Annotated in this window: 27 protein-coding genes; 12 read left to right on the forward strand and 15 right to left on the reverse strand. The window is 64.0% G+C overall.

What is annotated here, in order from left to right; genetic code table 11:
• The 3 genes from DDF70_RS16450 to DDF70_RS16460 all read left to right on the forward strand — a co-directional run.
• Window positions 1–96: proton-translocating transhydrogenase family protein (locus DDF70_RS16450; protein WP_170316085.1), on the forward strand; the 96-nt coding region annotated here is incomplete at its 5' end.
• A gap of 4 nt (window positions 97–100) precedes the next feature.
• A complete protein-coding gene (locus tag DDF70_RS16455) occupies window positions 101–1,498 on the forward strand; it encodes an NAD(P)(+) transhydrogenase (Re/Si-specific) subunit beta (RefSeq protein WP_114945950.1) in 1,398 nt (465 codons plus the stop codon).
• Window positions 1,499–1,776: 278 nt separating this feature from the next.
• Window positions 1,777–2,256, forward strand: coding sequence for a GNAT family N-acetyltransferase (locus DDF70_RS16460; protein ID WP_162820449.1), 480 nt, complete (start codon window positions 1,777–1,779; stop codon window positions 2,254–2,256).
• Here the strand turns inward: DDF70_RS16460 and DDF70_RS16465 are convergent.
• From DDF70_RS16465 to DDF70_RS16490, 6 genes are all read right to left on the reverse strand, one after another.
• Entirely contained in the window at window positions 2,226–2,849 is a 624-nt protein-coding gene (locus DDF70_RS16465) for a nucleotidyltransferase family protein (protein WP_114945952.1), read from the reverse strand. The two genes, DDF70_RS16460 and DDF70_RS16465, sit on opposite strands and share 31 nt — an antisense overlap.
• Before the next feature lie 21 nt (window positions 2,850–2,870).
• Window positions 2,871–3,734: a tetratricopeptide repeat protein gene (locus DDF70_RS16470; protein WP_114945953.1), complete on the reverse strand. Its 864-nt coding sequence runs from the start codon at window positions 3,732–3,734 to the stop codon at window positions 2,871–2,873.
• Window positions 3,735–3,963: 229 nt separating this feature from the next.
• On the reverse strand, window positions 3,964–4,194 hold the full coding sequence (rpsU, locus tag DDF70_RS16475) for a 30S ribosomal protein S21 (protein ID WP_009763401.1): 231 nt from the start codon (window positions 4,192–4,194) through the stop codon (window positions 3,964–3,966).
• Between the two features lie 169 nt (window positions 4,195–4,363).
• Window positions 4,364–5,443: a 5-(carboxyamino)imidazole ribonucleotide synthase gene (locus DDF70_RS16480; RefSeq protein ID WP_114945954.1), complete on the reverse strand. Its 1,080-nt coding sequence runs from the start codon at window positions 5,441–5,443 to the stop codon at window positions 4,364–4,366.
• A gap of 7 nt (window positions 5,444–5,450) precedes the next feature.
• A complete protein-coding gene (gene purE / locus DDF70_RS16485) occupies window positions 5,451–5,942 on the reverse strand; it encodes a 5-(carboxyamino)imidazole ribonucleotide mutase (protein ID WP_114945955.1) in 492 nt (163 codons plus the stop codon).
• Window positions 5,943–6,035: 93 nt separating this feature from the next.
• The gene (locus tag DDF70_RS16490) at window positions 6,036–6,236 is read right to left on the reverse strand and encodes a YdcH family protein (RefSeq protein ID WP_009763404.1); all 201 of its coding nucleotides are present in this window, start codon (window positions 6,234–6,236) and stop codon (window positions 6,036–6,038) included.
• 303 nt (window positions 6,237–6,539) lie between these two features.
• On the opposite strand from DDF70_RS16490, the gene DDF70_RS16495 reads away from it, so the two are divergent.
• On the forward strand, window positions 6,540–6,722 hold the full coding sequence (locus DDF70_RS16495; protein WP_114945956.1) for a YdcH family protein: 183 nt from the start codon (window positions 6,540–6,542) through the stop codon (window positions 6,720–6,722).
• A gap of 76 nt (window positions 6,723–6,798) precedes the next feature.
• On the opposite strand, the gene DDF70_RS16500 is transcribed toward DDF70_RS16495, so the two are convergent.
• Complete coding sequence (locus DDF70_RS16500) at window positions 6,799–7,557, reverse strand: sulfite exporter TauE/SafE family protein (RefSeq protein WP_114945957.1); 759 nt, start codon at window positions 7,555–7,557, stop codon at window positions 6,799–6,801.
• 113 nt (window positions 7,558–7,670) lie between these two features.
• On the opposite strand from DDF70_RS16500, the gene DDF70_RS16505 reads away from it, so the two are divergent.
• The 3 genes from DDF70_RS16505 to DDF70_RS16510 are packed head-to-tail and all read left to right on the forward strand — an operon-like array spanning window position 7,671 to window position 10,362.
• Window positions 7,671–9,584: a propionyl-CoA synthetase gene (locus DDF70_RS16505; RefSeq protein ID WP_114945958.1), complete on the forward strand. Its 1,914-nt coding sequence runs from the start codon at window positions 7,671–7,673 to the stop codon at window positions 9,582–9,584.
• A 12-nt stretch (window positions 9,585–9,596) separates the two neighbouring features.
• Window positions 9,597–9,770 carry a hypothetical protein gene (locus tag DDF70_RS36655; protein ID WP_162820450.1) on the forward strand — a complete coding sequence of 58 codons (174 nt, stop codon included), beginning with the start codon at window positions 9,597–9,599 and terminating at the stop codon, window positions 9,768–9,770.
• 16 nt (window positions 9,771–9,786) lie between these two features.
• Window positions 9,787–10,362, forward strand: a complete 576-nt coding sequence (locus DDF70_RS16510; protein ID WP_114945959.1) for an RNA ligase 1 family protein — start codon at window positions 9,787–9,789, stop codon at window positions 10,360–10,362.
• Window positions 10,363–10,533: 171 nt separating this feature from the next.
• Here the strand turns inward: DDF70_RS16510 and DDF70_RS16515 are convergent, their stop codons facing one another.
• The 5 genes from DDF70_RS16515 to DDF70_RS16535 form a co-directional block, all read right to left on the reverse strand.
• A complete protein-coding gene (locus tag DDF70_RS16515; protein ID WP_114945960.1) occupies window positions 10,534–11,250 on the reverse strand; it encodes a DUF1013 domain-containing protein in 717 nt (238 codons plus the stop codon).
• 183 nt (window positions 11,251–11,433) lie between these two features.
• Window positions 11,434–12,042 (reverse strand): hypothetical protein, encoded by a 609-nt coding sequence (locus DDF70_RS16520; RefSeq protein ID WP_114945961.1) that lies wholly within the window; start codon window positions 12,040–12,042, stop codon window positions 11,434–11,436.
• Window positions 12,039–13,325, reverse strand: a complete 1,287-nt coding sequence (locus DDF70_RS16525; RefSeq protein WP_162820451.1) for a tetratricopeptide repeat protein — start codon at window positions 13,323–13,325, stop codon at window positions 12,039–12,041. The genes DDF70_RS16520 and DDF70_RS16525 overlap by 4 nt, the downstream gene beginning before the upstream one ends.
• A gap of 25 nt (window positions 13,326–13,350) precedes the next feature.
• Window positions 13,351–14,517: an AAA family ATPase gene (locus DDF70_RS16530; protein WP_162820452.1), complete on the reverse strand. Its 1,167-nt coding sequence runs from the start codon at window positions 14,515–14,517 to the stop codon at window positions 13,351–13,353.
• A gap of 86 nt (window positions 14,518–14,603) precedes the next feature.
• Complete coding sequence (locus tag DDF70_RS16535; RefSeq protein WP_114945964.1) at window positions 14,604–15,611, reverse strand: NAD(P)H-quinone oxidoreductase; 1,008 nt, start codon at window positions 15,609–15,611, stop codon at window positions 14,604–14,606.
• Between the two features lie 102 nt (window positions 15,612–15,713).
• On the opposite strand from DDF70_RS16535, the gene DDF70_RS16540 reads away from it, so the two are divergent.
• The 3 genes from DDF70_RS16540 (at window position 15,714) to DDF70_RS16550 (ending at window position 17,312) form a co-directional block, all read left to right on the forward strand.
• On the forward strand, window positions 15,714–15,920 hold the full coding sequence (locus tag DDF70_RS16540; RefSeq protein WP_114945965.1) for a DUF1192 domain-containing protein: 207 nt from the start codon (window positions 15,714–15,716) through the stop codon (window positions 15,918–15,920).
• A gap of 281 nt (window positions 15,921–16,201) precedes the next feature.
• Window positions 16,202–16,738 (forward strand): protease adaptor protein RcdA, encoded by a 537-nt coding sequence (rcdA, locus tag DDF70_RS16545; RefSeq protein ID WP_425374083.1) that lies wholly within the window; start codon window positions 16,202–16,204, stop codon window positions 16,736–16,738.
• Between the two features lie 235 nt (window positions 16,739–16,973).
• Window positions 16,974–17,312: a low affinity iron permease family protein gene (locus tag DDF70_RS16550; protein ID WP_114945966.1), complete on the forward strand. Its 339-nt coding sequence runs from the start codon at window positions 16,974–16,976 to the stop codon at window positions 17,310–17,312.
• Window positions 17,313–17,386: 74 nt separating this feature from the next.
• Here the strand turns inward: DDF70_RS16550 and rpmE are convergent, their stop codons facing one another.
• Complete coding sequence (gene rpmE / locus DDF70_RS16555) at window positions 17,387–17,626, reverse strand: 50S ribosomal protein L31 (RefSeq protein WP_170316086.1); 240 nt, start codon at window positions 17,624–17,626, stop codon at window positions 17,387–17,389.
• A gap of 164 nt (window positions 17,627–17,790) precedes the next feature.
• On the opposite strand from rpmE, the gene DDF70_RS16560 reads away from it, so the two are divergent.
• Together DDF70_RS16560 and DDF70_RS16565 are read left to right on the forward strand one after the other, a co-directional pair.
• Complete coding sequence (locus tag DDF70_RS16560; protein WP_114945968.1) at window positions 17,791–19,590, forward strand: ABC transporter transmembrane domain-containing protein; 1,800 nt, start codon at window positions 17,791–17,793, stop codon at window positions 19,588–19,590.
• A gap of 116 nt (window positions 19,591–19,706) precedes the next feature.
• Window positions 19,707–19,880, forward strand: coding sequence for a DUF3606 domain-containing protein (locus DDF70_RS16565; RefSeq protein WP_114945969.1), 174 nt, complete (start codon window positions 19,707–19,709; stop codon window positions 19,878–19,880).
• A 3-nt stretch (window positions 19,881–19,883) separates the two neighbouring features.
• On the opposite strand, the gene DDF70_RS16570 is transcribed toward DDF70_RS16565, so the two are convergent.
• Window positions 19,884–20,912, reverse strand: coding sequence for a peptidoglycan -binding protein (locus DDF70_RS16570; protein ID WP_114945970.1), 1,029 nt, complete (start codon window positions 20,910–20,912; stop codon window positions 19,884–19,886).
• Window positions 20,912–21,874, reverse strand: a complete 963-nt coding sequence (locus DDF70_RS16575) for a flagellar motor protein MotA (protein WP_114945971.1) — start codon at window positions 21,872–21,874, stop codon at window positions 20,912–20,914. The genes DDF70_RS16570 and DDF70_RS16575 overlap by 1 nt, the downstream gene beginning before the upstream one ends.
• Between the last annotated feature and the right edge of the window lie 30 nt (window positions 21,875–21,904).

Raw genomic sequence — 21,904 nt, forward strand, 5'->3', positions numbered from 1 at the left:
CTCGGCTTCGTCGGCCTCGTCCTCGCCAGCATCAACATCTTCGGCGGCTTCCTGGTGACCCAGCGCATGCTTGCCATGTACCGCAAGAAGGGATGAGGCGATGTCGGCCAATCTAGCCTCGATCCTCTACCTCGTCTCCGGCGTCCTGTTCATCCTGGCGCTGCGCGGGCTGTCCCATCCGACCACGTCCCGGCAGGGCAACCTCTACGGCATGGTGGGTATGGGAATCGCCATCCTCACTACCCTGTTCGTCTCCCCGCCGAGCGGGTTCGGCGGCTGGGCTCTGGTGATCCTGGGGCTGGCCATCGGCGGCGGCATCGGCGCCGTGGTCGCCCGGCGGGTGCCGATGACGGCCATGCCGCAGCTTGTGGCCGCCTTCCACTCCCTGGTCGGCCTCGCGGCCGTGCTGGTGGCGGCGGGCGCCCTCTACGCACCGCAGGCCTTCGGCATCGGCTCGGTCGGTACCATCCATGGCGGCTCGCTGTTCGAAATGGCGCTCGGCGTCGCCATCGGGGCCATCACCTTCACCGGCTCCGTGATCGCGTTTCTGAAGCTTGACGGGCGCATGTCCGGCAAGCCGATCCTGCTGCCGAGCCGGCATCTCATCAACATTGGCCTCGGTCTGTTGCTTCTCGTGCTGCTCGTGTTCTTCATCCGCACCGAGAGCCACGCGGCCTTCTGGCTGATCGTGCTTGTCTCCTTCGTGCTCGGCGTGACGCTGATCATCCCCATCGGCGGCGCCGACATGCCGGTGGTCGTGTCGATGCTCAACTCCTATTCCGGCTGGGCGGCGGCGGGCATCGGCTTCACCCTCGGCAACCTCGCGCTCATCATCACCGGCGCGCTGGTCGGCTCCTCGGGCGCGATCCTGTCCTACATCATGTGCAAGGGCATGAACCGCTCCTTCATCTCGGTGATCCTCGGCGGCTTCGGCGGCGAGACGGCGGCTGCCGCAGGCGGCGCGGTCGAGACGCGCCCCGTGAAGCAGGGCTCGGCGGACGATGCAGCCTTCATCATGAAGAACGCCGCCAAGGTCATCATCGTGCCGGGCTACGGCATGGCGGTCGCCCAGGCGCAACACGCGCTTCGCGAGATGGCCGACGAGCTTAAAAGCGAAGGCGTGGAGGTGAAGTACGCCATCCACCCGGTGGCGGGCCGCATGCCGGGCCACATGAACGTGCTGCTGGCGGAAGCCAACGTTCCGTACGACGAGGTGTTCGAGCTCGAGGACATCAACGGTGAGTTCGCGCAGGCCGACGTCGCCTTCGTCATCGGCGCCAATGACGTGACGAACCCGGCGGCGAAGACCGACCCGTCCTCGCCGATCTTCGGCATGCCGATCCTCGACGTGGAGCGCGCCAAGACCGTGCTGTTCATCAAGCGCGGCATGGGATCGGGCTATGCCGGCGTCGAGAACGAGCTGTTCTTCCGCGACAACACCATGATGCTCTTCGGCGATGCCAAGAAGGTCGTGGACGAGATTCTGAAGAATCTCTGATTCCGCAATCAGGTGAACGTGTTCATGCCCGGCCCCGCGCCGGGCATTTTTATTGGCATGGACAGCTCCGCTGTCATTCCGGGGCGCCGAAGGCGAACCCGGAACCCATAACCACGACATCACAGGAAGAGGCGAGTAGCTTTGCAGATCCTGCTGCATCGTCGGCGGTTATGGGTTCCGGGCTCCGCTGCGCGGCCCCGGAATGACGGTGAAGCCATGACGGAATGTGCAAAATCTGCTTTAACGCGAGCCCCGATGCATTTTGCCCGGACTCCGACATGTCCAAGATCACCCTCCGTACCGCCCTTCCGGCCGACCGGGATGCCGTCGTCGAGCTGATCCACCAGCTCAACGTCTTCGAGGCCGATCTCGTGGGCGACCGGCGGCGGGACTATGGAGCCGCAGTGGCGTATTACGACGAGCTGATGCAGCGCCTGTCCCGGCGTAACGGCCGGATCGTCCTGGCGGTGGCGGAAGGGGTGACCGTCGGTGCCATGGGCTTCTCCCTCGATCAGGATGCCGCCTATGTGGTCGATGACGTGCGCAACCACGGCACGGTGACGGACCTGATCGTGCACGGCGACTGGCGCGGACGCGGAATAGGCCAGACCCTCCTGAAGGAAGCCGAGCGCCTGACCCGGGAGGCCGGCCTCAAGCGCCTCTTCATCGGCGTTCTCGCGGCCAACGAGCGGGCCGAGCGCACCTACCGCGCCTTCGGCTTCGAGCCTTACGTCTCGATTCTGTCGAAGGAACTTTGAGGGGCCGGATAGGCCTCTTCCCACGTCATGAGCATCGTCAGCTTCGGCCAGCGGGTGGGCCAATCCTTGCTCGACACCCGTTCGCGATAGACGCCCATCTTGTGCTCGAAAGCCGGCGTCGGTCTCACGATCAGGTTCAGAAGGTCCTGAATTCCGTGCGGCGCCATAACCTCGACTTTTCCGTCGATTGATCGCGCCGCGATCGCGGTGGCCGTTTCGGGCCAGTGTGCAACGGCATCGAAGGTATCGCGATAGGGTCTATCGCCATTGCGCCGATGCATGCGGGCTTGATTCTTCACGGACCAGATCGTGCCGGGAGCGATGTCGCGGAGGCGTCGCTCCATGTCGCTCTCCAGCTCCCGACTCGCGTCACGCGGATCGAAGAAGATCACGTCCACGTCATTAAGACGGGAGACATCGACAATGCGCCCGTGCAGCACGTCCCACACGGTGTTGCGGATGAAGCCGGCACCGATCCAGCCATCCGAAAGCGAGAGCCTATCCACATGCGAAAGAAGCGCATGCAGGTCCGCATGCGCTTCGAGGAGGTGTTCGATATCGGCGATGGTGCGCAGGGGAGGGGCGGGGTTCATGCCGCCTCGCTCCACGAACCTCTAAGAGCGGAACAGGCCCGCCATGCCGCCCTGGAGTCTGGAGCTGCCCTGGCGGGCGACGCTGTTGCTGTTGTCGAGGGCGAGAGCGCGCTGGTAGCTCTCGATGGCCTGGCTCCGGTCGCCCTTGCGCTCGAGGGCCACGCCGCGCCACGCCCAGGAATCGGCGTCCTTGTTGTTGACGTTGAGGGCCGCGTTGAAGTCCTCGATGGCCTTGTCGAACTGGTTCGTCGCCACGAAGCTCTGGCCGCGGGCCGCGTAGGGAGCGCCCACGAAGGGATTGCGGTCGATGGTGGCGTCGAAGTCGAGGATCGCCTGCTGGTGCATGCCCTGGCGCTGGTAGAGCAGGCCGCGCGAGTGGAGCGCCTCGGCCGATTCGGGCAACAGGCGGGTGGCCATGTTCAGGTCGGCGAGGGCCTCCTGATACTGGTTCTGGGCGCGGTACAGGTTGGCGCGGCCAATATAGGCCGGGCCGTAATTCGGATCCGCCTGGATCGAGCGCGTGAAGTCGGAGAGCGCCTGGTCGTTACGGTTCGTCTGCCGCAGAGCCAGCGCGCGGTTGGTATAGGCCGGCGCGTAATTCGGGTCGAGCTGCACCGCCTTGGTGAAATCGGCGATGGCGCTGCTGTAGTTCCCCACGCGGGCATAGGCCGCGCCGCGGGTGTTGTAGGCGCTCGGGTCGTTCGGATTGCGCTGGATCACGTCCGACAGGGACGAGATGTTGACCGTGCTCGTGCCCTGCGTGTCCTCTTCCACCACGGCGATGCGCTGAGTGGGGCCACCGCCCGTGGTGCTGCAGGCGGAAAGGCCGAGGGCAACGAGGGTCAGGCTCAAGGGGGCAAAACGGCGAATCGATGGGGCGAACACCTTCGTCTCCAGCTTATTTACTCACGGTACCAGGAAGCGGCACTCTGGCGGGAAATCCTTAACAGCCGTGAAACAAGGCATCAAAAAGGCGACAACGCAACAGGAAACGTAACTTAGTTCGATATTGGCGGGAAGAGACTGACCCCAGATATGCAAACAGCGCCCCGCTTACGCGAAGGCGCTGGTTCACAACCGATCGGCGAAGCCTTTTCAGGCCTGCTCGGAGAGCTTAGCGGGTCGGACGGGGCTTGGAAGGCAGCAGGCCTTCGCGCTGCATGCGCTTGCGGATCAGCTTGCGAGCGCGGCGAACGGCCTCAGCCTTCTCGCGGGCCTTCTTCTCAGACGGCTTCTCGTAATGCCCACGAAGCTTCATCTCGCGGAAGATGCCCTCACGCTGCATCTTCTTCTTGAGAGCGCGGAGCGCCTGATCGACGTTGTTATCCCGGACAAGAACCTGCACGCGAATTCCTCGTGTTTGAACCGTTTCGATTGTGACAAAAAAACAATGAGGCGCGTCATGCGCACCTCTATCTGGTCGGCGTCGATACCAGAAGAAGCCTTGCCTGTCCAGGGTTGCTTCTCAAGAAAAGCGCCGGTCCAGGGGATCAACGGATCCGACCGGGAAAGGTTCAGCTCCGCTCCGGGAAAACCCGGGTGACGTGTCCCATCTTGCGGCCCGCCCGGGCCTCCGCCTTGCCATAGAGATGCAGATGCGCGCCCGGCTCGGCCAGGATCTCCTCCCAGGCATCGGCATCGTGCCCGATCAGGTTCTTCATCTCGACCCTTCCGAGGCGGGCGGTGTCGCCCAGGGGCCAGCCGCAGACCGCCCTCACATGCTGCTCGAACTGTGAGGTCGTGGCGCCGCCGAGCGTCCAATGGCCGGAATTGTGCACCCGTGGGGCGATCTCGTTCACCACGAGGCGCTCGGAACCGTCCTCGGTCACGAGGAACAGTTCGACCGCCAGCACGCCCACGTAATCCAGGGCTTCCGCGATGGAGCGGGCGATCCGGAAGGCCTGCTCCTCCGTTTGGGGGGAGGCCCCGGCCGGGACCCGGGTTGTGTCCAGGATGTGGTTGCGGTGCTCGTTGGCGCACAGATCATAGGCCGCGAATGCGCCAGCGGCCGTACGGGCCGCCACCACGGAAACCTCCCGCTCGAAGGGCACGAAGCCCTCCAGGATGGAGGCGGCGCGTCCGATCTCCTCCCAGGCTGCCAGGGGATCGGCCTCGGGCGTGATCTTCACCTGTCCCTTGCCGTCATAGCCGAAGCGGCGCGTCTTGAGCACGGCGGGCCGGCCGATGCGCTCGACGGCCTCGGCCAGTTCGGCCTCGTCCGACACGGGGGCGAAGGGCGCGACCGCAATGCCCAGGCCGGCGATGAAGCTCTTCTCGAGAAACCGGTCCTGCGACACGGCCAGCGCCTGCGCGTTGGGGGCGAGCAGAGCGTGGGCGCTCAAGATGGCGGCCGTCTCGCTCGGCACGTTCTCGAACTCGTAGGTCACCACGTCCACGGCCTTGGCGAAGCGCACCAGGTTCGCCTCGTCCTCGTAAGCCGCGATGGTGTACTCGGTCGCCACCTCGAAGGCCGGGCTGTTTTCCTCCGGGGCGTAGATGTGCGTCTTCAGGCCGAGCTGCGCCGCCGCCATGGCGATCATGCGGCCGAGCTGGCCGCCGCCGAGAATACCGAGGGTGCAGCCGGGGCGGATCATGAGTGTCTTAGCCTTCGTTGGAGGGGCGCTCGGCCACGCTCTCGCTCTGGCGCTTCCGCCATTCGTCGAGGCGCTGGCTGAGGGCGGGGTCGTGCAGGGCCAGCACGGCGGCGGCGAGCAGGCCCGCATTCACGGCGCCCGCGCGGCCGATGGCGAGCGTGCCGACCGGAATGCCCGCAGGCATCTGGACGATGGAGAGCAGGCTGTCCTGGCCCGAGAGCGCCTTGGACTCCACCGGCACGCCGAAGACGGGCAGGGGGGTCATGGCGGCCGTCATGCCAGGCAGGTGGGCGGCCCCTCCGGCGCCGGCGATGATGACCTGAAAACCTTCGGCCTTGGCGCCCTTGGCGAAGGCCACCAGCCGGTCCGGCGTGCGGTGCGCGGAGACGATGCGGGTGTCGTAAGGAACGCCCAGGGCATCGAGCGTCTCGGCCGCGTGGCGCATGGTGGCCCAGTCGGACTGGCTTCCCATGATGATGGCAATAGGGGGACGCGCCATGGTGTGGCTCCGGCTTCAGGGCCTTAACTATCCAGCGGGAATAGCGAAGCCGTCCCGGGCAGGCAAGGGCGTTCCCGAAAAGGGGAACGATTCTCAGGCAATGATGTCGGGGGTCAGCTGATCTTCGAGCCGGATGATCTGGTCCTTGAGAGCAAGCTTGCGCTTCTTCAGGCGCTGGACCTGCAGCTGGTCCCCGGCGACCATGCTTTCCAGGGCGTCGATGGCCATGTCGAGATCACGGTGCTCCTGCTTCAGACGAGCCAGTTCCGCTTCCAGTTCAGCCAAGTCGATCATCGAAAATACCTAGAGCCTCGGACCCAAAAGTGGATTCCACTTTTGGGATCGATCCGATGCTCAATCCCTTAAGCGGCGCATCGCAGGCTGCGGAAACCGGGCCCACTTTTCCGCACGATGCGCTAGATGCCAGACCACGTTCGGCAGCCGGGCGAAGAGGGGCGGAAGTATGCTCTCGGGCCCTGTGGAGAGCAAGATAGCCGGAGCATCTTCTACTCTCGAATCTTTGAATTTCGCCTTCGACTCGCCACACTCTATCTGCCACAATGTTCTCCGTCAGTAGATCGAATAGGAGGAACTGACATGCCGCTGCAGAATCACCTGACGGAACTGGAACGGAAGCATCGGGCTCTCGAGCGCGAAATCCAGGATACCCTCAACAGACCGTCGGCGGATGACATGAGGCTGGCAGAACTCAAGCGAAGGAAGCTTCAGCTCAAGGACGAGATCGCGAGGCTGAGAACCTCCGAATCGGTGGTGCACTAGCCGTACGTTTCCTCAATATTTCCCACCTGAAGAAGCCGTCGCTTCCCCAAGGAGCGGCGGCTTTTTCGTGGATGCATTACAGATAGGCCACCGCGCCGTCATATATGAGCTTGGCGCCGACGAGGATCAGCAGGACATAGACGGCCGTATAGAACGCCTGACCCGAGACCCGCCGCACGAGCAGGACGCCGGCCCAGGTCGATGCGATGGCCACCGGGAACAGGGCGCCCGCCGTCGCCATGTTCTCGGCCGTGAACTGCCCGAGCGCCAGATAGGGCGGCACCTTGATCCAGTTGATCAGCGCGAAGAGCACGGCCCCGGTGCCGACGAAGATGTCGCGCGGCAGGCGCTGGGGCATGACGTAGATCTGGAAGGGCGGCCCGCCCGCGTGGGCGACCATGCTGGTGAAGCCCGTCACCCAGCCCCAGAAGATGCCGCGCGGCACGTCGGCCGGAGCGGGCTTCGGCGGGGTCGCACGGCGCTCCACGATCATGCGGCGGACGGCGAAGGCCACGGAAATCACCCCGACGGCCAGTTTGACGGCCGCGTCGGAGACCTGGGAGGCCAGGAGATAGCCCGTCACGATGCCCGATATGGCGCCCAGGAGCATGATCACCACGTTGCGGCGATCCCAGGTATGCCGGTAGGCCCAGACCGACACCACGTCCTGCACGATCAGGATCGGCAGGGTGATGGCGGCCGCCTGCACGGGTGACACCACCAGCGCCATGAGGGGCAGGGACAGGGCCCCGAGGCCCGAGAAGCCGCCCTTGGCCAGCCCCAGCAGGATCACCGCGGGAATGGCGGCAGCATAGAAGAGAGGATCGGTAATCACGACAACGCTCGCCGAAAGTCGACTCACCGAAAGTCGCCCCTGACCACGGCTTGATGGCCTGCTACCACAGCAGGCGCGTGAAGTCTCATGCAGAGAACGCAAGGGGGAACGCCATGCCATCCGCCCAAAGCCGCTATCATGAGGTCTATGCCGGCTGGAAATCCGATCCGGTCGGCTTCTGGGAACAGGCGGCGCGGGAGATCGACTGGATCAGACCCGCCGAGAAGGTGTTCGATCCTGAAGCCGGCATCTACGGCCGCTGGTTCGTCGGGGCCGAGTGCAACACCTGCTACAACGCCGTCGACCGCCATGTGGCGACGCGGGGCGACCAGGCGGCGATCATCTACGACAGCCCGGTGACCGACACGAAGCGCAGCATTACCTATGCGGAACTGCGGGACGAGGTCGCGACGCTAGCAGTCGTACTGCAGGACATGGGCGTCACGAAGGGCGATCGCGTCGTCATCTACATGCCGATGATCCCGGAGACGAGCTTCGCGATGCTGGCCTGCGCCCGCATCGGGGCGATCCACTCGGTGGTCTTCGGCGGTTTTGCAGCCAAGGAACTGGCGACCCGCATCGACGATGCGAAGCCGAAGATCATTCTCTCCGCCTCCTGCGGCGTCGAGGGCGCGCGCGTCATTCCCTACAAGCCGCTGCTGGACGAGGCGATCGCGCTTTCCTCATTCAAGCCGCACGCCTGCCTCGTCTTCCAGCGGCCGCAGCTTGCCTGCGCCCTCGTCGAGGGCCGCGACTGGGACTGGGCGAGTGCCGTCGCTGATGCCAAGGCGCAAGGCCGCAAGGCGGAATGTGTGCCGGTGGCGGCGACCGATCCGCTCTACGTGCTCTACACCTCCGGCACGACCGGCATCCCCAAGGGTGTGGTGCGCGACAACGGCGGCCACATGGTCGCGCTCAAATGGTCCATGGAGCACTTCTTCGGCGTCAGGCCCGGCGAGGTCTTCTGGGCTGCATCCGACGTAGGCTGGGTGGTCGGTCATTCCTACATCGTCTACGGGCCGCTGCTGCACGGCTGCACGGCCGTTCTCTACGAGGGCAAGCCGGTGGGAACGCCCGATGCGGGGGCCTATTGGCGGGTGATCTCCGACCATGGGGTCGTGACCCTCTTCACCGCGCCTACGGCCTTTCGCGCCATCAAGAAGGAGGATCCGAAGGCGGAGCTCCTGAAGAAATACGACCTCTCCTCGTTCCGCGCCCTGTTCCTGGCAGGCGAGCGGGCCGACCCCGACACGGTCAAATGGGCCGAGGACATCCTGCAGGTGCCGGTCATCGACCATTGGTGGCAGACCGAGACCGGCTGGCCGGTCGCCGGCAATCCGCTGGGCTTGGGTGCGCTGCCCGTGAAGCACGGCTCGCCCACGGTGCCGATGCCTGGATATACCCTGGAGGTGCTCGACGAGGGCGGCAGGCCGGTCAGGCCCAACACCATGGGCGCCATCGTGATCAAGCTGCCGTTGCCGCCCGGCGCCCTGCCGACCCTGTGGCAGGCGGACGAGCGGTTCCGGGAATCCTATCTTTCGGTCTATCCCGGCTACTACAACACGTCGGACGCCGGCTATCTCGACGAGGACGGCTACATCTGGGTCATGGGCCGCACCGACGACATCATCAACGTGGCGGGCCATCGCCTGTCCACGGGCGGCATGGAGGAGGTGCTGGCCTCCCATCCGGCGGTGGCGGAATGCGCCGTGATCGGCGTGAAGGACGCGCTCAAGGGCGAGGTGCCCTGCGGCTTCGTGGTGCTCAAATCCGGCATCGACCGGCCGCCGGAGGCCATCGAGACCGAACTCGTGGCCCTGGTCCGCGACAAGATCGGCCCCGTGGCCGCCTTCAAGCTGGCGATCACCGTCGCGCGCCTGCCCAAGACCCGGTCCGGCAAGATCCTGCGCGGCACCATGAAGAAGATCGCCGACGGCGATTCCTGGTCGACGCCCGCCACCATCGACGATCCTATGATCCTGTCCGAGATCGGTGATGCGCTGCGGGCGCGGGGACTGGCGGGATAGGAAGTCTTACGGATGACGGAAGAGAAAGAGGACGGGCAGGCCCGTTTCGAGGCCTTGCTGGCGCAGGCCCTTGGAGACGACGAGAAGGCGCTGGCTCATCGCGCGGCCAAGGATCTGCGCAACGGGGCAAGAATGGATCGCTTGAAATCGTCCTTTAAACCATTACGCAGTATTACTACGATGTAATATAGCGGATAAGGTCATGAAGAAAACGCCGACCATTTTTGACCGCGACTGGAACGGGGATCGCAGCCGCGTCGTGAACAAACCGCACCCCGATTGCGGATGGGTGTTCGCCGGCGAGGGCTGGCCAACCAAGAAGATTGACGGCACATGCTGCATGGTAAGCGAGGGCAAGCTTTGGAAGCGCCGTGAACTCCGCAAGGGAGAGACCCCACCCGATGGTTTCAGCCTTGCCGATCACGACCCGGAGACGGAGAAGCTTGTCGGATGGGTGCCGGTTGGGGACGGCCCCGAGGACCGCTGGCACCGTGAGGCGTTCGCTCGCTGGGATAGCCTCAAGGACGGCACTTATGAGCTTGTCGGCCCGAAGGTGCAGGGCAATCCTGAGAACTACCCGCAGCACGAGCTTGTGGCCCACGACAGCCTCGCTCTCAATGCCGACGTGCCCCGTGATTTCGACGGGTTGCGCTCCTGGCTGGAAGGGCAGGACATCGAGGGGCTCGTGTTCCATCACCCTGACGGGCGCATGGCAAAGATCAAGCTTCGTGACTTTGGATTGAAGCGCGGCGGTTCACTTGCAAAGGGGACAGCATAGAGCGGCCTTCTGGGGTCCACTTTTGGGTCCGATGCTGCAGCCCTGACAAAGTCTTTCCCACATCCTGCTCGCGATCCCGGCTCGCCTTCGGCGTCCGGGATGACATCCCTGAAAAACAAACCTGAAAACGAAAAGGCCCGGATCGCTCCGGGCCTTTTGCGTGAGAAAACCTTACTCTTCGTCCTCGTCGTCGCGCTTGAGCTGCTTGAGCTTGGCGAAGACCGAGTTGACGTCGATGTCCTCTTCCTGGGCCGGCTTCGGGCGGCTCATGTCGGCGAAGGGGTCGACCCGTTCGGGGGCCGTGGAGACCTCGGCCGGCATCAGGGTGCCGCCGTGGTCCTGGGCCTCGACATGCGGGCGGTCCTTGGCGGCGCGCTGCACCTCGAAATCGAGGTCGATCTGCGAGCACAGGCCCAGCGTCACCGGGTCCATGGGCGAGAGGCTGGCCGAGTTCCAGTGGGTGCGCTCGCGGACCTGCTGGATCGTGGTCTTGGTGGTGCCCACCAGACGCATGATCTGAGCGTCCTTCAGCTCGGGATGGTTGCGCACGAGCCAGAGGATCGCGTTCGGACGGTCGTGGCGGCGGGACACCGGGGTGTAGCGCGGCCCCTTCTTGACCCGCTTCTGCTCCGGCAGCTTCACCCGCGACTCGGCGAGCCGGAGGTGGTGGTTCGGGTCCTTCTGGGCCTTCTCGATCTCTTCACGGGTCAGCTGGCCCGTGGTCACCGGGTCGAGGCCCTTGATCCCGGCCGCGACCTCGCCGTCGGCAATGCCCTTCACCTCGAGCGGGTGCAGCTTGCAGAAATCGGCGATCTGGTCGAACGACAGCGATGTATTCTCGACGAGCCAGACGGCTGTCGCCTTCGGCATCAACGGTCCCTGGGACATTAACGAACCTCCTTCAGGCCGGGCGCCGGATCGTCGGCGCCGCACGGCAAAACTCTCTCGCGCTCCGAACCGGTCCGGACCGGAGCATCTCGTCTCACGATGTGAGGGAAACGAGATGATTATAGGGATCGTGCCGGTATGTTGCAAATTTTAAAGGCGGAAGGGCTTCCACGGTAGAGACATTCAGAAGAGTGGCAGGACTCTGACCTCGCCGACCTTCAGAGGGGGCAGGGGAAGCGGCCCAGTTGGAAGGTCCATTCCGACCGTGATGCCCCCGCCACCATCCTGAACGCCCGCGACCATCAGGGAGCCTCCCTTCGCGTATGGGAGGATAATGGTTTGGGGAGTGGACTTCAGGCTCACATTTGTCGAGAGCCCACCACTGGAAACCGAAATCACGTCGCCGTCCTGTGAAACATTGTCCCATACAACGATACGGCCAAGATTTTGGCGGCCTGCCAGAGCATCTGCGATCAACTTTCTTCCCTGTGCCTCGGATACGGGCATAGCTTTAACGGCCTCCTCCTGGGCTGCCAGCGTGGAAAGGTCGACAGGGTGAAGGTGTAGTGCGAGGCCAGATAAGCCTGCCTCCAGTCGGGTGGCTGTTTCAGCTGAGATCTCTGGCTGAGATGCCGGAGATGACGCGTCATGTTTCACCGAAGGAAGAACATAGACTGCTGCCAGCAAAGCGACTGAGGCCAACATCGTGAGCCAGACGCCAGAGTGGAGCGTTGCCGGCTCCGCAAGCTCCGCCGGCAACGGCTCAGGTGCAGGATTGATGTCGTCCTTCATGGCTGGGAGCCGGATTTGGCAGGAAGAGCGGAGGAGAGCAATCGTTGGGCGCGCTCCTTCTCGGCAGACACCATCATGCCTTCCAGAGTGGAAAGTCTCATGCGGGCCGAGGCGACGCCATAATAATTGGCGAGGCCGTAAAAAACGTAAGCTTGAACCGGATCGCGCGGCACACCTTTGCCTTCTTCATAGAGTTGCCCAAGCAATTCCTGTGCCTGGCCATCGTTCTTCAAGGCCGCTTGACGCAGAAGCGATGCCCCGCGAACAGGATCAGCCGTTGTTCCCTCCTCTCCGAAGGCCAGCAATTTGCCCATGATGCGAATGGCTTCGGGGTTGTTCTCGTCGACAGCACGCTGAAGCCACATCAGCGCTTCTTTAAGATCTTTTTGGACACCGTTTCCATAGCGGTACATGGCATGCAGATTACGCATGGCCGTGACATCCCCCAAGGCGGCTGCGTCTCGATAGGATCGATTTGCTTTGGCATAGTCTCGCGAGAGACCGCCGCGTCCTGTTTCGTAGAGGACGCCCGTCCAGTTCAACGAACGCGGATGACCGCTCGCAGCCAGCTTCTCGAAGATCCCTCTTGCTTTCTCGTCGTTGCGAAAGCCTAGGTCGCCTTGGGCATAGGTCGTCGCCAGATAATATCCCGCCGTCTGAGAGCCGGCCTGATAAGCCGTTTCTCGGAGAGAAACGGCGAGTGTCTTGTCGAGAGGAACGCCGGTGCCTTGGTTATATTGGCTGCTCAGATAGTACATTCCTTCCGGATGCCCTAGATCGGCGGCCTTCCGGTATTCATTGGCTGAGGCGGCTGATGCCTTTCCATCCTTGCGGACCAGTGCGACACCACGCAGGAAAGGTACGTTTGGATCCTGCGAATCAAGGGCATCAAGTTGTGAGAGCGCCGCATCGAACTGCCGAGCGAGGATGAGATCTACGGTCTTTTCAAGAGCTGGTCGATGCTCCTCAGGTGAGAGGTGAAGAAACGCTTTCAGAATGCGGTTCCCATCATCGATGAGATGCAGCTCCCGCTTCGGCGCGGATACGGCGGATGAAGGTGCCACTGCTGTGACAGGCATCTGCTGAGGCGCCGAAAGGGCAGAGGATGAAGATGAATTGGAAGGAGTAGAGGTTGGCAGAAAGGAGCGCCAATCTGGGAATGGGGGTGGGCTCAGGAAGAACAATGTGAGCCCCCCGAAGAAGGCGAAGTCCAGGAAGCCGCGGAAGGAACTGTCTGTCCGGTACAATCGGAAGAACAGTGTGCGAAAGCCTTCTTTACTCATGTTTGAGATCGCCGTCCTATGCATCTCAAGACGATGTTGATGCCGAGTCTTTCAAGTGGCCGGACGCTTCAAGCGGATCATGAACGATTTTGACTCGATCCTGCTCCTTGACCAGACGAATGAAACGGGCGCCTGCACCGCGCGCATCAAGCAATCCATCCGTGATCTGGTGCTCGACTGCGCGCGCCACGTCCCGGACTCCTCCATCGACGCGATCGCCTAGAGCTTCCACCGTATCAACGAGAACCGCGACATCGATGCCGCCTTCGGCAATTTTAAGATCGTATTGCGCCGCCAAGCGCTCAATCTCGAGAGCAACCACACGAGCGAGATCAAGGCCACGCAAGGGATTGAAGATGAACACATCATCAATGCGCGACAGAACTTCGGGTGCGAACTGCGCATCCAGCATCGCCGATTTGACCTGTTGGGTGAGTTCAGCGCGGTCGCCTTTATGATTTTGGGCGATCTCACTGATACGTCGACCCGCAGCATTCGTCGTAAGAATGAAAATGGCCTGCGACGTGGAGACACGAGCTCCATCGCTGGCTTCTGTAATGAAGCCGTCGTTCCAAGCTGCAAGGAAGCGCTTGTGGACTTCGGGATGCGCCTTCTCGAATTCGTCTAGCAGGACGATGGCATTCGACATGTCTCGCAGCGCGGCCGTGAGAGCGCCATAGCTCTGGGAGCCAACATAACCCTTGGGAGAGCCGAACAGACCAGAGGCCGAGAAGGCTTGCCCATATTGGCTCATGTCGAAAAAATGCAGATGGTTTCTGTCCTCGAACAGTTCCTCTGCCAAGGCTTTGGCGAGGTGTGTCTTGCCTGTACCCGGTGCTCCGGTAAAGCAGAAGACGGCAATGGGACGGTTGCGTCCCTGTGCGGCGAAGCGACGACGCAGTTGGATGGCGATTTGGTCGATAGTCTCGTCCTGGCCGACAACCCTGGCTTTCACCCGGCGTGCCAAATCCTCCGCATTGATCGTCGCGAGTTTCTTGGCGCGGGCCTCGAAGGCGCGTTCAAGTCCAGCCTTATCAGAGAGACGGCTAAGAACATCCATGATGACCCTCGGAAAATATTGCCCACGGTAGAGAAATTGCCCGACCGCTAAAGCACACGCACTCAGGACAATGACCTTTGCCAGTAGAGGAGCTGTCTGGTGAAGCGTGACGACAAAGAGAACCGTACCCAAGCGAATGAACCATGGGGACCACACCTTGTCGTGCCTTTCAGATATAGCCCATGGGGTATGAGCTTCGGATGCTGTTCAATGCATCATTATATCTTATCGATGACCAGCACAATCTTCCCGATATGCTCCCCCCCGTCCATGCGGGCATGGGCCTTGGCCACGTCCTCGAAGGCGAAGGTCGAATCCATCACCGGCCTGCACCGCCCTTGCGCGAGAAGCGGCCAGACCTTTTCCTCCAAGGCCTCGGCGATGTCGGCCTTTTCGGCGGGTGAGCGTGGGCGTAGGGTCGAACCCGTATGGGTGAGCCGCTTGACCATCAGGCGGCGGAAATCGACCTCGGCTTTCGGGCCCTGGAGGAAAGCGATCTGCACGATCCGGCCATCCTGGGCGGCGGCCTCGTAATTGCGGGAAATGTAGTCGCCGCCGACCATGTCGAGGATCACGTCCGCGCCCCGGCCGCCCGTGGCTTCCTTGGTGGCCGTCACGAAATCCTGGGTCCGGTAGTTGATCGCCGCATCGGCGCCGAGACGCAGGCAGGCGTCGCATTTGTCCTGGCTGCCGGCCGTGGCGATGACCGTGGCGCCGAAGGCCTTGGCGAGCTGGATCGCCGTGGTGCCGATGCCGGAGGTCCCGCCATGGACGAGAAGCGTCTCGCCCGATTGCAGGCGGCCCCGGTCGAACACGTTGGTCCAGACGGTGAAATAGGTTTCCGGGATGGCGCCCGCTTCCTCGAACGACAGGCCCGGGGGAATCGGAAGGGCGTTGCTCTCGTGGACGACGGCATAATCCGCATAGCCGCCGCCCGGCACCAGGGCCATGACCGGAGCACCGACGGCGAACCGGGCGGCGTTCGGGCCCGTGGCCGCCACTTCGCCCGCGATCTCGAGCCCGAGAATATCCGGAGCGCCGGGAGGAGGCGGGTAGCCGCCCTGCCGCTGGATCACGTCGGGGCGGTTCACGCCCGCGGCTTTCACGCGCACCAGGATCTCGCCCTCCTTCGGGTTGGGAACGGGGCGCTGGACGACCTTGAGAACGTCCGGCCCGCCGCTCCCCTCGGCAACGACGGCACGCATCATCTCAGGGATCTGCCCCATTTTTCCCTCCTTTGGTCAACAATGTCCCGGGATATAGGCTTCGTTGGCAAGGAATACATGCCGGATTAACGTTCACGATCAATCATTGAAGAGGAGAATGCCATGGCCCTCGATCCCTTCGCCGATGAACCGCGCCAGATCACGAGCGGGCACGAGATCGGCCAGGATCTCTCGATGCTCTCCATCGACGAACTCGACGAGCGTGTCGAAGTGCTGGAGCGGGAGATCGCCCGCATCAAGGAGGCGAGGGCCCGCAAGGAAAACTCCCGCGCGGCGGCGAGCGCCTTCTTCAAGCTGGGCCAGAGCTGATTCCTTTGTAACGAAGAAACGTCCTTAACGGCGTATTAACCATTCTCGGATAGACAGGAGGGCATCCGGGCTTCTCCCTGGATGCCGAGTGGCTTCGAAGCCCACTCTGTTTGACGCTTCCCTGTTAGACTTCAAGAGCCGCCTCGTGCGGCTCGATTTTTATCGGCGCTGCCTTAACCTTAAGAAGAGGTTACCGAGGCAAGCCCCATCAGTCCGTCCTATACTCATCTCAACAGTTCATATCCTCCGTCCGCAGGGAGCGGAGGGCAGTTTTTTGGGAGATGTGCGTGAACGAACCCGACGTGATCCAGCTCGATATCGATCCTGTCCGGTTCGGGCAGAACTTCGTGGGTTCCGAGGCCTTCAAGGCGCTCTTCCAGGAGGGCATGGAGCTCATCGAGGAAACGGCCGCCTATCTCGACGGCCCGGGCCGCGAGGAATCGCGCCATCTGCCGCGCCAGGCGAGCCTCGTCTATGCCAGCGAGAGCATGCGGCTCACCACGCGCCTGATGCAGGTCGCCTCATGGCTGCTGCTGCAGCGGGCCGTAGCGGAAGGGGAGATCACGGCCGACCAGGCGCAGCTGGAAAAGAACCGCGTCCGCCTGAACTCGCAGGAAACCGCAACCACCATCGCGGAATACCAGGAACTTCCCGCCCGGCTGCGGGACCTGATGGGACTTGCGACCCGGCTTCACGCCCGGATCCTGCATCTCGAGCGCCTCATCTCGGAGGCCGAGGAGACTCCCCGGGCCCCCGCTTCCAACCCGGTCGCCACCCAGCTCGGAATGCTGCAGCGGGCCTTCGGCGCGGTGGAGTGAGCGGGAGGAGAGGCCACGTTGCCGCACCCGGCGCCAATGCCCCCTTGAAGGGTTGAAACCTCTGCCTGAAGGGCTACACCTAACCTGTCGGCCGCTCTTGTGCCGTCAACCCAAGGATATGCAACACATGTCTAGCGACAGTCGAAAGACCATGCCGTCTCGGGTTCGCGCAGAAGACTGATCGCTCAGCTCTCCTGCGATCGGGCCCGTGGCGGCTGGTCGCGAGGAGAGTTCCATGAAAAAGTTCATCACGAACCGTTTCGAAATCCTGTCCGAATGGATTTCCGACAACCTGGGCAGCCCCTATGCCTTCATGGCGGCCTGCCTGCTCGTGGCTGTCTGGGCCATCTCCGGCCCTGTCTTCCAGTTCTCCGATACGTGGCAGCTCGTGATCAATACAGGCACCACGATCTGCACCTTCCTGATGGTGTTCCTGCTGCAGAACACGGGCAACCGCACCATCGACGAGATGGAGGAGCGCCTGCGCTCGCTGGAGCTTCTGAACCGGGAGCTCCTGCGCGAGATCCGCACCCTGAAGGCTCTTGATGAGCCTGTCGTCAGGGAGGCTGCCTGAGGCAGCTTTCCGACAACGGCCAAAGAAAAAGCCCCGCCGAAGCGGGGCTTTTTGATTCCGGTCCGAAGGACGACTTACTTCTTGCCGCCGAGGCCCAGGCCGCCGAACTTCGAGTTGAAGCGCGACACGCGGCCGCCGCGGTCGAGCAGCTGCTGCGTACCGCCGGTCCACGCCGGATGGGTGTTCGGGTCGATGTCGAGGTTGAGGGTGTCGCCCTCTTTGCCGTAGGTCGAGCGGGTCGTGTACTCGGTGCCGTTGGTCATGACCACTTTGATGAAGTGGTAATCGGGATGATCGGTTTCTTTGCGCGCCATTGCCATAGTCCTTGTTGCGGCCAGCCAGATCTGGTCAGCCCGCAATGTTGAGATCGAGCCTGAATTGATGAATGCGCGCCTATACCTCACTTAAGACCTTGAAACAAGCCGGGGCAAAGGTGCTAAACCGCCCCTCGTGGCGATTCCGTAAAACGCAAGGTGTCATGGCCGATCATTCCCAAGAGCAGACCCGCCCCAAGGCCGCGCTCAGCGCCCTGAAGCCGCTCATTCCCTACGGCCTGGCCTACAAGGGGCGGATCGCGGCGGCGCTGGCGGCGCTCGCCGTGGCTTCGGGAGCCACGCTCGTCGTGCCGATTGCAGTGCGGCGGGTCATCGATTTCGGCTTCTCGGAACAGGGGCGGGCCTACATCAGCGCCTATTTCGTCCTTCTGGTCGTGGTGGTGGGCATCCTCGCCCTGGCCAGCGCCCTGCGCTATTACTGCGTCATCACCCTCGGCGAGCGGGTGGTGGCCGATCTGCGCTCCGCCGTGTTCCGGCACCTGACTTCGCTCGATCCCGCCTTCTTCGACCAGACCAAGAGCGGCGAGATCGTCTCCAGGCTCACCGCCGACACCACCCAGGTCAAGGCGGCCTTCGGGGTCAGCATCTCGATCGCCCTGCGCAATCTCTTTCTCTTTCTCGGCGCCACCGTCCTCATGATCATCACGAGCCCGAAGCTCTCGGCGCTCGTACTTCTCGCGATTCCCGTCATCGTCCTGCCCCTGGTCTTCTCCGGCCGCGCCGTGCGGCGGCGCTCGCGGGCGGCGCAGGATCGGCTCGCCGATGCCTCGGCCTATGCAGCGGAGGCGATCGGGGCCGTGCGGACCATGCAGGCCTTCGGCATGGAAAGCCTCACGGCCGCCCGCTTCACGGCTGCCGCCGAAGAGGCCTTCGACGCGGCGAGGCTCTCCACCACCATGCGGGCCTTCCTGACCGGGGCCGGCATCTTCCTGGTGTCGGCGAGCGTGGTCGGCGTGCTCTGGTACGGCGCGCAGGACGTGCTGGCCGGGCAGATGACGGGCGGGCGCCTGTCGCAATTCGTGCTCTACGCGGTCTTCGCCGCAAGCTCCCTCGGCCAGCTCTCCGAGGTCTACGGCGAACTCGCCCAGGCGGCCGGCGCGGCGGAACGCCTCGGCGAGATCCTCGCGGCCAAGCCCGCCATCGAGCGGCCGCAGAATCCCAAATCCCTGCCGGAGCCTCCGCTCGGCACGGTGACGTTCGAGGACGTGCACTTCTCCTATCCGACCCGCGCCGACCAGCGCGCGATCCACGGCCTGAGCTTCTCGGTGAACTCCGGCGAGCGGGTCGCAATCGTCGGCCCCTCGGGGGCAGGCAAGAGCACGATCCTGCAGCTGCTTTTGCGCTTCTACGATCCGCAAAGCGGCACGATCCGGGTCGATGGGGTTGCGGTCCAGGAAGCCGATCCCTCGGCCCTGCGTGCCCGCATGGCTCTCGTGCCGCAGGAGCCGACGATCTTCGCGGCCTCCGTCCTCGACAACATTCGCTACGGGCGCCCCGATGCCACGGAGGCCGAGGTCCTGCGCGCCGCCGAGCTCGCCTCCGCCGACGGCTTCATCCAGGCGATGCCGGAAGGCTACCGGACGATGATCGGCGAGCGCGGCGTGACGCTCTCGGGCGGGCAACGCCAGCGTCTGGCGATTGCCCGCGCGATCCTGAAGGATGCCCCGATCCTGCTCCTCGACGAGGCGACCTCGGCGCTCGATGCGGAAAGCGAGCGCAAGGTCCAGACGGCCCTGGACCGGCTGATGGAAGGCCGCACCACCCTGGTCATCGCCCACCGCCTCGCCACGGTCCGGTCCGCCGACCGCATCCTGGTCATGGACAAGGGCGTGATCGTCGAGGAGGGCACCCACGAGACGCTTCTTGCCCAGGGCGGCCTCTATGCCCGCCTGGCCCGCCTCCAGTTCACGAACGCCGAGGAACGTCACGAGGCGGCGGAATAGGCGCTGCCTCAAATTGATGCACCGGCATGGGCTGACATCTGGCCCGTCCGTCCCATGTGACCCGAAACCGTTGCGTTGCTTTGAAGCCACCCTTGGGACAGGCCGGGAACGCAGGCATGGGCGTCAGCAGGAGACATCCGCAGGACTCGACCCGCATCAATATCCTCGAGCCGTGGGATCTCCAGTACTGGTCCGACCGCTGGAACGTCCCGCGCCGACAGGTCGTGGAAGCCATCCGCCGCGTCGGCGATCAGGTCCACGACGTCGCGCAGGCCTTGGGGAAGGGGTAGAGACTACCGCTCCGTCAGCTTCAGCTCGATGCGCCGGTTGCGGGCATAGGCCTCTTCGGTGGTGCCGTTGTCGAGGGGTTGGAACTCGCCGAAGCCGGCGGCGACGAGGTGCTGGGGCTGGACGCCCCGGGCGATCAGAGCCTGCACGACGGCGATGGCGCGGGCCGAGGACAGGGCCCAGTTCGACGGGAATTGCGACGTCGCGATGGGGCGCTGGTCGGTGTGGCCGTCGACGCGAATCACCCAGGGAATGTCCGGCGGCACCTGGCGCTCCAGCTCGATGAGGGCGGAGGCGATGCGGTCGATCTCGCCGGAGGCTTCCGGCCGCAGGGTCGCCTGGCCGGCCGGGAAGAGCACCTCGGATTGGAACACGAAGCGGTCGCCGACGATGCGCACGTCCGGCCGGGTGCCGAGGATCTGCCGCAGGCGGCCGAAGAAGTCAGACCGGTAGCGCGCCAGCTCCTGCACCCGCTGGGCCAAGGCCACGTTGAGGCGGCTGCCGAGATCGGCGATGCGGGCCTGGCTTTCCTTGTCCCGGTTCTCTGACGCCGCGAGCGCCTCCTCCAGGGCCGCGAGCTGGCGGCGCATGGCGGCGATCTGCTGATTCAGGATCTCGACTTGGCTCAGGGCCCGGCCGGTGTTCTGCCGCTCGGTTTCGAGCTGCGTGCCCAGCTCCTGCGCCTGGGCCTGCGCGGCGCCGCCGCTGTCGAGAAGGCCCTGCAGGCGCGCCCGCTCGGCTTCGTTGGCGCGCAGCGTCGTCTGCAGGGACGTGACCGTGTCCTCGATGGTGCGCCGGTTCGAGCGCTCCAGGGAGAGCAGATCGGTCAGTTCGGCGATCTGCCGGTTCAGGCGGTCGAGGACCGTGTCGCGGCCCGAGAGTTCCCGGGACAGGAAGAACTGGCCGACGGTGAAGACCGAGATCAGGAAGATGATCGCCAGAAGCAGGGTCGACAGGGCGTCCACGAAGCCCGGCCAGTAATTGATCTGACTGCTGCGTCCCCGCCGTCGTCCTCCCGCGCTCGAAACCGGCATCAGGGCAGCCTTTCACGGGAGATGCGGTCGAGCACCTGCTTCAGCTCCTTCTCGCGCGCCGCCTGAGCCTCGACCCAGTCGCGGATCATCTGCTGCTCGGCCCGCATGTGCTGGACGAGACCCTGGACGCCCTCGGCCAGGTTGGCCATGGCCTGGGTCGCGGCCCGGCCGCCCGCGCCGTCATTGACGGCGGCGGTGAGACGGTTCAGCGCCACGGTCAGGTCGTTCGAGGTGCCGGAGCGCAGGGCGGTGTCGGTGGGCGTGTCCAGGGTCGAGACGGCAAGCCAGTCCTCCAGCTCGGTGTAGAAGCGGCTTTGGGCCTGGCCGGCCTGGAGGTCGAGGAAACCGAGGACGAGGGAGCCTGCGAGGCCGAACAGGGAGGCCGAAAAGGACAGGCCCATGCCCTGGAGCGGGCCGGCGAGCGAGTTCTTCAGCTCGTCGAAGAGCACGGCGGTGTCCTGGCCGGTGCGGAGCGACGAGATGATGCGCCCGACCGAGCCGACTGTATCGATGAGGCCCCAGAAGGTGCCCAGGAGTCCCAGGAAGACCAGGAGGCCCGCGAGATAGCGCACGATCTCGCGGCTCTCGTCGAGGCGGGCTCCGATGGAGTCCAGGATCGAGCGGGTCGCCGCGACGGAAAAGCCGGCCTGCTCGGGGCGGTTGCCGAGGAGTGCCGCCAGGGGGGCCAGCAGGACCGGCGGGGAGGGGGCGACCAGGCCCTCGTCGGCCTGGCGTTGGCTGTTGACCCAGCGCACCTCCGGGAAAAGCCGCCAAGCCTGTCGGATGGCCAGCACGATGCCGATGAACATGACGCCCAGAATCAGGGCATTCAGCCCCGGATTGGCCTGGAAGGCCGCCCATATCTGCCGGTAGAGGATGAAGGCGACAAACCCTGCCAGAACCAGGAAGACCGCCATGCGGATCAGGTAAATCCGCGGTGGGGTAAGGGGTTGGTCCGCCATCGTTATCCTGTGCATTGGTGCTTCGGAGCT

Origin of the sequence: Microvirga calopogonii (assembly GCF_003347665.1) — a bacterium.
GTDB classification, from domain to species: domain Bacteria; phylum Pseudomonadota; class Alphaproteobacteria; order Rhizobiales; family Beijerinckiaceae; genus Microvirga; species Microvirga calopogonii.

Excerpts from the sequence above, each read along its gene's own strand:
- DDF70_RS16465 (WP_114945952.1), bottom strand. The coding sequence starts at position 2,849 with ATGAACCCCGCCCCTCCCCTGCGCACCATCGCCGATATCGAACACCTC.
- DDF70_RS16540 (WP_114945965.1), top strand. The coding sequence starts at position 15,714 with ATGGCCCTCGATCCCTTCGCCGATGAACCGCGCCAGATCACGAGCGGG.
- DDF70_RS36655 (WP_162820450.1), top strand. The coding sequence starts at position 9,597 with ATGACGGAAGAGAAAGAGGACGGGCAGGCCCGTTTCGAGGCCTTGCTG.
- DDF70_RS16510 (WP_114945959.1), top strand. The coding sequence starts at position 9,787 with ATGAAGAAAACGCCGACCATTTTTGACCGCGACTGGAACGGGGATCGC.
- DDF70_RS16460 (WP_162820449.1), top strand. The coding sequence starts at position 1,777 with ATGTCCAAGATCACCCTCCGTACCGCCCTTCCGGCCGACCGGGATGCC.
- DDF70_RS16505 (WP_114945958.1), top strand. The coding sequence starts at position 7,671 with ATGCCATCCGCCCAAAGCCGCTATCATGAGGTCTATGCCGGCTGGAAA.
- DDF70_RS16495 (WP_114945956.1), top strand. The coding sequence starts at position 6,540 with ATGCCGCTGCAGAATCACCTGACGGAACTGGAACGGAAGCATCGGGCT.
- DDF70_RS16455 (WP_114945950.1), top strand. The coding sequence starts at position 101 with ATGTCGGCCAATCTAGCCTCGATCCTCTACCTCGTCTCCGGCGTCCTG.
- DDF70_RS16565 (WP_114945969.1), top strand. The coding sequence starts at position 19,707 with ATGGGCGTCAGCAGGAGACATCCGCAGGACTCGACCCGCATCAATATC.
- DDF70_RS16480 (WP_114945954.1), bottom strand. The coding sequence starts at position 5,443 with ATGATCCGCCCCGGCTGCACCCTCGGTATTCTCGGCGGCGGCCAGCTC.
- DDF70_RS16560 (WP_114945968.1), top strand. The coding sequence starts at position 17,791 with ATGGCCGATCATTCCCAAGAGCAGACCCGCCCCAAGGCCGCGCTCAGC.
- purE (WP_114945955.1), bottom strand. The coding sequence starts at position 5,942 with ATGGCGCGTCCCCCTATTGCCATCATCATGGGAAGCCAGTCCGACTGG.
- DDF70_RS16490 (WP_009763404.1), bottom strand. The coding sequence starts at position 6,236 with ATGATCGACTTGGCTGAACTGGAAGCGGAACTGGCTCGTCTGAAGCAG.
- rpmE (WP_170316086.1), bottom strand. The coding sequence starts at position 17,626 with ATGGCGCGCAAAGAAACCGATCATCCCGATTACCACTTCATCAAAGTG.
- DDF70_RS16570 (WP_114945970.1), bottom strand. The coding sequence starts at position 20,912 with ATGCCGGTTTCGAGCGCGGGAGGACGACGGCGGGGACGCAGCAGTCAG.
- DDF70_RS16525 (WP_162820451.1), bottom strand. The coding sequence starts at position 13,325 with ATGAGTAAAGAAGGCTTTCGCACACTGTTCTTCCGATTGTACCGGACA.
- DDF70_RS16575 (WP_114945971.1), bottom strand. The coding sequence starts at position 21,874 with ATGGCGGACCAACCCCTTACCCCACCGCGGATTTACCTGATCCGCATG.
- DDF70_RS16550 (WP_114945966.1), top strand. The coding sequence starts at position 16,974 with ATGAAAAAGTTCATCACGAACCGTTTCGAAATCCTGTCCGAATGGATT.
- DDF70_RS16520 (WP_114945961.1), bottom strand. The coding sequence starts at position 12,042 with ATGAAGGACGACATCAATCCTGCACCTGAGCCGTTGCCGGCGGAGCTT.
- rcdA (WP_425374083.1), top strand. The coding sequence starts at position 16,202 with ATGTGCGTGAACGAACCCGACGTGATCCAGCTCGATATCGATCCTGTC.
- DDF70_RS16515 (WP_114945960.1), bottom strand. The coding sequence starts at position 11,250 with ATGTCCCAGGGACCGTTGATGCCGAAGGCGACAGCCGTCTGGCTCGTC.
- DDF70_RS16535 (WP_114945964.1), bottom strand. The coding sequence starts at position 15,611 with ATGGGGCAGATCCCTGAGATGATGCGTGCCGTCGTTGCCGAGGGGAGC.